The sequence below is a fragment of the Clostridium puniceum genome, assembly GCF_002006345.1.
Classification (GTDB): domain Bacteria; phylum Bacillota; class Clostridia; order Clostridiales; family Clostridiaceae; genus Clostridium; species Clostridium puniceum.
This window is the reverse complement of record NZ_LZZM01000034.1, coordinates 1-8,274: the sequence shown is the minus strand read 5'-3', so window position 1 is coordinate 8,274 and position 8,274 is coordinate 1. Positions and strand designations below refer to the sequence as shown.

Annotated in this window: 15 protein-coding genes and 1 pseudogene; 14 read left to right on the top strand and 2 right to left on the bottom strand. The window is 28.9% G+C overall.

The features are described 5' to 3' along the window. The 6 genes and pseudogenes from CLPUN_RS03155 to CLPUN_RS03140 all read left to right on the top strand — a co-directional run. Positions 1-488 (top strand): annotated as a pseudogene (locus tag CLPUN_RS03155) (ParB/RepB/Spo0J family partition protein); the annotation flags it as partial. Positions 489-892: 404 nt separating this feature from the next. Then, the gene (locus tag CLPUN_RS27455; protein WP_158078688.1) at positions 893-1,033 is read left to right on the top strand and encodes a hypothetical protein; all 141 of its coding nucleotides are present in this window, start codon (positions 893-895) and stop codon (positions 1,031-1,033) included. 1 nt (position 1,034) lies between these two features. Further along, on the top strand, positions 1,035-1,340 hold the full coding sequence (locus tag CLPUN_RS03150; RefSeq protein WP_077845940.1) for a hypothetical protein: 306 nt from the start codon (positions 1,035-1,037) through the stop codon (positions 1,338-1,340). Further along, positions 1,337-1,462: a hypothetical protein gene (locus CLPUN_RS29090; RefSeq protein WP_278281594.1), complete on the top strand. Its 126-nt coding sequence runs from the start codon at positions 1,337-1,339 to the stop codon at positions 1,460-1,462. Before CLPUN_RS03150 ends, CLPUN_RS29090 begins: the two co-directional genes overlap by 4 nt. Then, entirely contained in the window at positions 1,455-1,664 is a 210-nt protein-coding gene (locus CLPUN_RS03145) for a hypothetical protein (RefSeq protein WP_077845939.1), read from the top strand. The genes CLPUN_RS29090 and CLPUN_RS03145 overlap by 8 nt, the downstream gene beginning before the upstream one ends. A 253-nt stretch (positions 1,665-1,917) precedes the next feature. Then, positions 1,918-2,232, top strand: coding sequence for a hypothetical protein (locus CLPUN_RS03140; RefSeq protein ID WP_077845938.1), 315 nt, complete (start codon positions 1,918-1,920; stop codon positions 2,230-2,232). Positions 2,233-2,329: 97 nt separating this feature from the next. Here CLPUN_RS03140 and CLPUN_RS03135 read toward each other — a convergent pair whose 3' ends face one another. Next, positions 2,330-2,542 (bottom strand): hypothetical protein, encoded by a 213-nt coding sequence (locus tag CLPUN_RS03135; protein WP_077845937.1) that lies wholly within the window; start codon positions 2,540-2,542, stop codon positions 2,330-2,332. Positions 2,543-2,686: 144 nt separating this feature from the next. Between CLPUN_RS03135 and CLPUN_RS27450 the strand changes: the two genes are divergently transcribed. The 4 genes from CLPUN_RS27450 to CLPUN_RS03125 are packed head-to-tail and all read left to right on the top strand — an operon-like array spanning position 2,687 to position 3,583. Continuing rightward, positions 2,687-2,863, top strand: a complete 177-nt coding sequence (locus CLPUN_RS27450) for a hypothetical protein (protein ID WP_158078687.1) — start codon at positions 2,687-2,689, stop codon at positions 2,861-2,863. Positions 2,864-2,867: 4 nt separating this feature from the next. Beyond that, positions 2,868-3,008 (top strand): hypothetical protein, encoded by a 141-nt coding sequence (locus CLPUN_RS27445; protein WP_158078686.1) that lies wholly within the window; start codon positions 2,868-2,870, stop codon positions 3,006-3,008. Further along, a complete protein-coding gene (locus tag CLPUN_RS03130) occupies positions 3,005-3,229 on the top strand; it encodes a hypothetical protein (protein ID WP_242954026.1) in 225 nt (74 codons plus the stop codon). The genes CLPUN_RS27445 and CLPUN_RS03130 overlap by 4 nt, the downstream gene beginning before the upstream one ends. A gap of 42 nt (positions 3,230-3,271) precedes the next feature. After that, positions 3,272-3,583, top strand: a complete 312-nt coding sequence (locus tag CLPUN_RS03125) for a hypothetical protein (protein ID WP_077845936.1) — start codon at positions 3,272-3,274, stop codon at positions 3,581-3,583. Here the strand turns inward: CLPUN_RS03125 and CLPUN_RS03120 are convergent. After that, positions 3,580-3,717, bottom strand: a complete 138-nt coding sequence (locus CLPUN_RS03120; RefSeq protein WP_077845935.1) for a zinc ribbon-containing protein — start codon at positions 3,715-3,717, stop codon at positions 3,580-3,582. The genes CLPUN_RS03125 and CLPUN_RS03120 overlap by 4 nt on opposite strands. 117 nt (positions 3,718-3,834) lie before the next feature. On the opposite strand from CLPUN_RS03120, the gene CLPUN_RS03115 reads away from it, so the two are divergent. The 4 genes from CLPUN_RS03115 (at position 3,835) to CLPUN_RS03100 (ending at position 7,949) form a co-directional block, all read left to right on the top strand. Beyond that, complete coding sequence (locus CLPUN_RS03115; RefSeq protein WP_077845934.1) at positions 3,835-4,038, top strand: helix-turn-helix domain-containing protein; 204 nt, start codon at positions 3,835-3,837, stop codon at positions 4,036-4,038. A gap of 185 nt (positions 4,039-4,223) precedes the next feature. After that, complete coding sequence (locus CLPUN_RS03110) at positions 4,224-4,763, top strand: DUF1697 domain-containing protein (RefSeq protein WP_077845933.1); 540 nt, start codon at positions 4,224-4,226, stop codon at positions 4,761-4,763. 499 nt (positions 4,764-5,262) lie between these two features. After that, complete coding sequence (locus tag CLPUN_RS03105; RefSeq protein ID WP_077845932.1) at positions 5,263-7,131, top strand: insecticidal delta-endotoxin Cry8Ea1 family protein; 1,869 nt, start codon at positions 5,263-5,265, stop codon at positions 7,129-7,131. 236 nt (positions 7,132-7,367) lie between these two features. Beyond that, a complete protein-coding gene (locus CLPUN_RS03100) occupies positions 7,368-7,949 on the top strand; it encodes a hypothetical protein (RefSeq protein ID WP_077845931.1) in 582 nt (193 codons plus the stop codon). Positions 7,950-8,274: the final 325 nt, after the last annotated feature.

Sequence of the window (8,274 nt, the reverse complement as noted above, 5' to 3'; positions counted from 1 at the left end):
CACCTACACAAATTGCAAGGATGGAGAGAATATCTAAAAATTTAACAGAAGATTTTAAACAAGAGTTTAAAGAAGAAAAAGTAAATATTTCAACTGCCTATGAACTTTCTAAATTACCACAGGATCAACAAGAAGAAATATTAAAAGAATATGAGGAAAAGGGAAAGATATCTATAAAGGATGTTACAGAGAAAATAGAATATTTACCAATTCAGAAAGGCTATGAGGAGAGCAATGCTCTAGAAATTATTGAAAATGATATTGTAAATGTAGCAACTGGTGAAGTAGTGCTGCAGAAAATACCTAGCTATGTAAGTAAAACAAGGATTGAAAAAATAAGAGAGATGAATGAAGACGAACTAGCATATTTTTTCTGCAGTGTATGTCAAGGTGGAAATGGATGTGCGGGATTTTGTGACTTAGCTTTTGTATGTAAAGAAGAAAATAGACATGAAACATGTGTTAAGTGGCTAAAGGGAAAAGTGTAGAATTAAAAGCTTGCAGGACTAGGAGTGTTAGCAGGGATTACGGATTGCTAATATTAAGGTTACTGCAGTAAATTGAAGAGAGTTTTAGATGTAGCTCTCTTCTTAGATAATAAAAATATTTAAGAAATAAGGAAGAGGCTTAATGATTAAGAAAGAATTAGTATTTAAATTCTTTGAAGAAAATCCACAATCTCTAAATGATATTAATGAAAATGAAAATTATAAGGAATAAAACAATCAACATATCAAAAGCACTTAATAGAGTATAAAAGCATTCTGGAAGCTAATAGAAATATGAAATTTAATGAAGTAAATATTGATGGGTATATAAAAAATAGGAATAGAGAAAAGTTTTTATTTGATGATAGTAAGTTATTTGGATATTAGAAAGAGAGATGATATAGATGAATGAATGTAAGGAAAATTGTATATGTCTGAAATGTGGATTACATAAAACAAAATCATGTAAGTATGATGACTGTAAGTGGTGTAAAGGTAAGGACGGCATAACAAGGTGCCAATATTTTGTAGAAGAGGTGAAATAACATGTTAGAAAATGCAACGGTAACAATGCCTTATAAGGAATTAGAGGAATTATTAGAAGAATTAAAAAGTTTAAAAGAAAAGATTAAAAATATACCTATGGAAATGGATGAAGATGAATTTGAAACAGATCCATTTAAAAATGCATTAGATACAATATTTGATTTACTAGAAGAGGCAAGTAAGGCTACCGATGGTAATGAGAAGCAACACTTTATATATGAAAGTATGGAGACGTATTGTAACACATTTGGAATACCCGTAAAAGAATTATTGGAGGATGTACCAAAGGGGAGTGATCCAAAATGACAATGAATGAAAATGTTGGAAAAGTAGTAGATGCAATTATGGATCTACTACATAAGAGAATAGATAAATTAAAATGTGAAATTTCAGAGGTATGTAAAAGTGAGGTGGAGAGGGGTGAGTGAAAAATATCCTCAAGTTTTATATGCATATGTAATATTGCTTGATAACAAAATAGAAAATTGGCATGTATCATTCAGAAATAGAAATAGTCTTTATGAATATTCAGGATATTGGAAAGAAGATAGATTAAAAGATTATAAATTACAAAAGTGTTCTGGATCTGCAAAAATGCGGAAGAATGTATTAAGGTTTTTGAAATATTAGCACCTAGATGGTTTAAAAATTGGAAACATGCGGATGATTATAAACTAACAAAAGCATATTAGTGTACGGCCTGAAAGGATGAAATAAATAAGAATAGATTTTGCAGGATTATTTGAATTTGAAATTGATTGGAAAGCAGTTGCTTTAATAGGAGCAGCGCAAGTTCTAATAGCGTTTATAGAAAATATATAGTGTAATATGATGGAACAATTAAGCTTTTTTAAACATGAATTGGCAAAGGGAGGATAGAGCTATGTTAAGTAAAGAAGAGTTTGAAAAAATAGAATCAGAGCATGGCTGCGGATATTGGAATTTATGTTGGGAACATGCGTGTCCATGTGCTATAACAGTAGATAATAAAGGATTAAGAGAAGATATTTACAATGGATTTATAGAAGAAAATAAGAAGCTTGCAGATGAATACGATCCTATGGAAGATGATGAATTACAACAATATGCAAAGTGTAGCGAATGTGGAGGGTGGGAAGAAGAAAACGACATGATAAATGGAATGTGTCCTGCTTGCTATAATGAGCTGCAAAGATGCAATGGAGGAAGAAAGTTATGAAGAAATGAATAGTTAACATGAAAATTTAAGTTGTACTGATTAATATAAGCAAAAAATGAACCTACAAATTAATATTATAGGTTCAAAATCATTAGTTTTAATATTCCCAGACTTGCTTTAGTTTATGGCAAGTAGAACACTTATAGGTATGACAACCATTTTCGAAGCTTATTTCCACCCAATTATGATTATGTGTGGCTTGTACAATTTTACTTGCTTGATTAGTTTCAGTTGCATGAACTAAAGTTGGTGCACTACTAAAAAATAATAGTAATGCTGATAAAGTTACACCTAAAAATTTATTTTTCATTTTTATTCACCTCCTAATAATTACCAATTATATTCCGATTTTATGAGGAAATCAAGTGTTTTATAAAAATAAGTTTAATATTAAAAAATGGGATAGAAAGAATAATAAAATAGAGTATTAGTATTTTGTGAAAGCATAAATGGAATGGATGATAAGTTTATATATATAGATAACAATATTGCTGCAGCAAAAGATGAAATTGCAATATTTGAGAAGATAGAAGAAGCATTAAATGAGGTGTTTCATAGCTGGCATAAGAAACATAAATTATTTCCAAACTGTTATAGGATTCTTAATGATGAAGTGATTGAAGTGAGGTAGACCAATGAATTTATATCAAAAAGCAGTAACTCAAATGGTTAATTTTTTTATTAAAAGATATCCACTGCATTCATACAGAAAAGCAAGGATAGATGCGAGAAAGATATCGAAAATGAATGATGTTTTTAATGAGGTAGAGCAATGAGCAAAAGAGATAATGTAAATTTAGTGCTTATGACACATTGTAAAGTTAATCTTAAATGTGATGATGAAAAAATACAGTGTAGATATTTACAAGTACCTGGAGAAAGTTATGGTACTTGGCACTTAAATGGAGAAGATACAGGATTACAAGTAAGAGCATTAATTAAAACTATTAGGGAGAAATATAAGAGCATCAAAGTTCTTTGGAAAAGGCAATATTAATGCAGAACGCATAAAAAGGGGAGAATTGAGAGGTGATAGAAAATGAATGACTTTATACTTAACAGAATTGATTTTAATTGTGATATGGTTCAGAAAGGAAAACCATGTTCCTGTGAAGCTATTCAAGATAGATATGTTCAAGAGGCTATTAAGGTAATTAAAAATTTCAAATTAAAATCATATGTAGAAGAGCTTTCATCAGGGTGGAAAACTATTTGGATTTATAAAGACGAATATATGCTAGAAGTTATAAAAAAACTTCCAGAACAACCAAAAACAATTTTTGAACATTGGATTTTAGGAAAAGCTTTTGGTTATTCTGATGAAGCTATTAAGAACTTTTTTACAAACTAAGCTCTTGTATAATTAGTTGCATTGCACTTAGGGCAAGGTGGTAATGTGTCTGTAGTATCATCTAAACGAACTAATTGACCACATTTAGTACATTTATATGTACCTTTACCTGGTTTTTCTCCTGTTGATGGCATGTATATCACCTCCTTATACAACAATAGTTCGATATTATTTTCCAAAATCATTTAATAATTGATAAAAATACTTAAAAAATATAAAAATATACAAAAATAAAATTTGGAGGAAAAACAATGAATATAGGATTAATGATTGCTACAGAAAGAACTAAAGCAAATTTATCTAGAGAAAAGTTAGCTCAAGCAGCTGGATGCACTTCAATAGCTATTGAATATTGGGAAAGTGGTAAAAGAGGAATAAGTCTTGAATATGCGGATAAAGTCTTTAAGGCACTAGGAAAAACAATTACTATTGGTGCTAAAAATAATGAACAATAGTTCGCAATACTAACATCAAAAGTAGTTTGTAAATATTGCGAACTAATTAAGAAAATTGATCTTTGAAAATTGAATAATACGGTGTTATAAAAATATGTTATAATAAACTCATAATTGTATTATTATATGAGTTTATAGTTTTTTACTAAGCGATAAATTAGAATTTGATGAGGTGACTTTGTTATATGAAAAGATATATTGCATTTTTAAGGGGCATCAATATAAGTGGCAAAAATAAGATTCCAATGGCTGGATTAAAGGCAGGTTTTGAAGAACTTGGTTTTTTAGAAGTTAAAACATATCTAAACAGCGGCAATGTCATCTTTTCAAGTGATGAGGATTACAAAGAGGATTTTTCCAGTCAGCTTGAAACGATGATAAAAGACAGGTTTGATTTGGAAATACCTGTTTTTCTCATATTAAAAGAAGAACTGGAAGATATATTACATAATGCCCCTGACTGGTGGGGAAATGAAAACAAGGGAATATACGATAATCTGATTTTTATAATGTTGCCGACAACATTTACTGATGTATTTAGTGAAATAGGAGAGCCTAAAGAAGAATTTGAAAAGATAAAGAACTACAAAAAAGCGGTATTCTGGTCTTTTAGTCGAAAGGATTATCAAAAGACAAATTGGTGGTCGAAGACAGCTAATGCAAACATTAGTAGCAAACTGACAATCAGAACGGCAAACACAGTTAGAAAGATAGTTGGAATGTAATAAAGTTGCAAATAACAGTTTATGGAGTAAGTTAAAGAACTAATTTTAAAATATTACGAAGATAAAATTAAATATAACTTAAAGAGAATACCGTATTATTCAAAAAGAAATATACGGTATTTTTAGTGCGCAATTCTAAGCTGCCAAGTAGTTTATAAAAAAATGGGTAGAAAGGTGGAAATGAAAATATATTTTATTGAATTTCATATTAAATGAAGAAGATTAGTATGATTTCAACAGCAATAATTGTTGCTAGGATATTAAAGCCGTAGCTATTTTTAAAATCTTCTTTGCCAGCAAGTCACCTTCATAACTATTTATATTAAGTTTTATAAATTAAGGTTACTCAATATGAAGAAAAATTTTAAATTACCGATTGCTATTAAATGTCGATAACTATTTGATTTCCAATCCATATTTTTACATAAAAAGCAGTGTGATTGGTGTATATTATTAGATATAGACAGGCTTGCTATAATAATACATTAGGAGGGAATTTATGAACACAGATCATGATGATGATATATTAAATAATTCTTCAAGCACAATAAATATGGCAAATAAAAATCTATTAGCACAGAAGCCACAAGATTATATTCAAAATTTTAGTACACAGGGAGATATAAGTTCCATAATCGGTTTGGTTTCTTCTGTTGTTAGTTCTTTAGGTATTCCAATTGTAGGAGAGGTTTTTAATATATTAGACATATCCTTAAATTTATTTTGGCCTCAAAAGGAGGAAGACAAAAACGTAACCTGGGAGCAAATGATAAAATACACATCAGATTTGATAGATGAAAGGTTAACAGAAGAAATTTTATTTAAAGCAACTGCTGAATTAACTGGACTAAAAGAAGCGTTATCATCATATCAACGAGCTTTAGACTCATTTTCACGAGATAGAAATCAATATGGAAGCAATGATAAACGTGTAAGGGCTAGTGCTGAAACTATAAGGAGTTATATTCACATTCTTCATTTAACTTTTGGAAAAGATATTATAGCTAATTTTACAATTAATAATTATGAGATAGTTTTATTGCCTGCATATGCAAGTGCTGCTACTCTTCATCTAATGTTATTACGTGATGTTAGTATTTATGGAGAAGAACTAAATTTTGAATTAGAAGATATTAATTTTTATTATGAAGAACAATCTCAATTCACAAAAAAATATGTAAAACATTGTATAGAATATTATAACAAAGGATTGAATACACAAAAAGATCGAGGTTGGACGCATTATAATAGATATCGTAGGGATATGACTTTATCAGTATTAGATGTAATTGCTTTATTCTCAAACTATGATGCAAGAATATATCCAATAGCAACAAAAACAGAAATTACCAGAGAAATCTATTCAGATGTAATAAATGATCATATTTACGGAATCATATATTCTGATTTTCAAAAAAATGAAGATTCCTTTACACGTTTACCTCATCGTTTCACTTGGTTATCGAAATTAAATTTTGTCACATCGAATGATTTTAAGCCTTGGATGTTTTTAAGTGGTAATCAAAATTTTTATTCTTATACTCCTAAATCTTCGATAAATACAGTTATGGGACCTTTCTATGGGGAGGGGACAGATTATCCAAATTCAACATCATCTGATATTTCTATTGCAGATGATTCTCATATATATAAATTATGGTCAAAAAATTATGAATGGATATATCCTTGGTATGATCCTGTAAATATTACTAAAATCAGTTTTTCTATTACTGATAATAAGACATCAAAAGACTTAATTTATGGAGCAGAAAGAAGTAATGCACCTACTGTTAGAGAAGACTTTGAATTTCCAAATAAAGAAGGAAGTGGTTCTTCCACTTTTGATAATTATAGTCATGTACTATCTTATATGATAACTCATAGTGGATTTGGCAGAAAACGACATGGATATTCACTGGCTTTTACACATAGCAGCGTTGATCCCTATAATACAATTTATCCAGATAAAATTACACAAATCCCTTCAGTAAAAAGTTATAGTACTTCAAAGGTTGTTAAAGGACCTGGTCATACAGGGGGAGATGTAGTTTTACTTAATAGCGGCGGTAGTTTAAGCTTGAAATTTCACTCTACAGAAGATAGAAAAAGATATCGTATTCGGTTGCGTTATGCATCTGATCAAGATATTTTGATAGGCATAGGTAGAACGATGATGATTCTGTCTTATTTTGATATAAAGAAAACAGGGATTGATATAAGTAATCATCCTGAAAAATATGAGCTATATAAATATGTGGATACTTCTTATATTACAGGAGATATGGATACAGAATTAGTATTGCACTATCCAAAACAAATCCCTGGCAATGTTTTCATAGATAAAATCGAATTTATACCGTTCGACTAATAGATAAAGCTGAATATGAAATGAGTAGTTATCATTGTGCGGAATTTTATGAAATAAAGACAATATATTATAAAAGGGAATTCATATTGAAGAATAGTTAGTATGGTTGAAAAGATAGTATAATAATATTGCTAAGAACAAAAGCACATTAGAGATCTTAATAAGTTAGAAGTGCATTAATATCTCTAATGTATACCATCATTTTTATATTATAACATGAAAGGATTGATATAAAAATGAAGAAAACGGAAGAAGACAAAAAAGAACTAACCATGAAGGAAGTAAACAAATTGATAAAAGATATAGCTACACAAACAGTTAAGGAAGCGGTAGAGGTATTGAAGAAAAATAATTTAATTAAAAATGAAATGAGTTATCATAAAAAGGTAGAATTACTACTTTACAATTATGAAAATTTAAAAGATGCAATTAAGCAGAAAGATGAAGATATTAAACATATAGAGAAATATGGATTGCCCCAATCAAGTGGATCTATTGTAGTATATCAAACTTCTGGTGGAGGGATAAGTCCAGAAGATAGATATCTGCAATTAATAGATAAATATAAGGTAGAAAAATTAGAAACCCAAAGAGATCTAATCAGAATTGAGAATGCACTAAATAAAATTAGAGAAGATAAATATTTTGATATAATAAGAATAAAATATTTGGACAATAATAATGATGAAAAAGTAAGCGATGAATCTATAGCGGAAAAGTTAAACTATGATAGAACAACTATAACAAAGAACAGAAAAAGACTTATGAATAAATTAATTACAATTTTCTTTCCTGAAAGTTTAAAAGATATAATATAGTCGGTCACATTTTGGTCACATTTCTGTCACTTGTAGATATTAATTACATATGGTAATATGATATTAAGAAATTTTAAACTCAATAAAGTTTCTGCTAATAAACTATGTTCCTGTGAATTTTATATGATATTCTCCAGACACTTATAGAAATATAAGTGTCTTTTTTATGAATGAAAAACTTTATAGTAGAAAAACAAAGAGACTAACTATATGAAGTCAATATAAGTTAATAAAAAAATCATATTTTTTAGTCAATAAAAAAGTGCATGACAAATAAAGCAACTATGTTGCTTGGAAATTTAAGGAATTACATTTGTGGAACAAA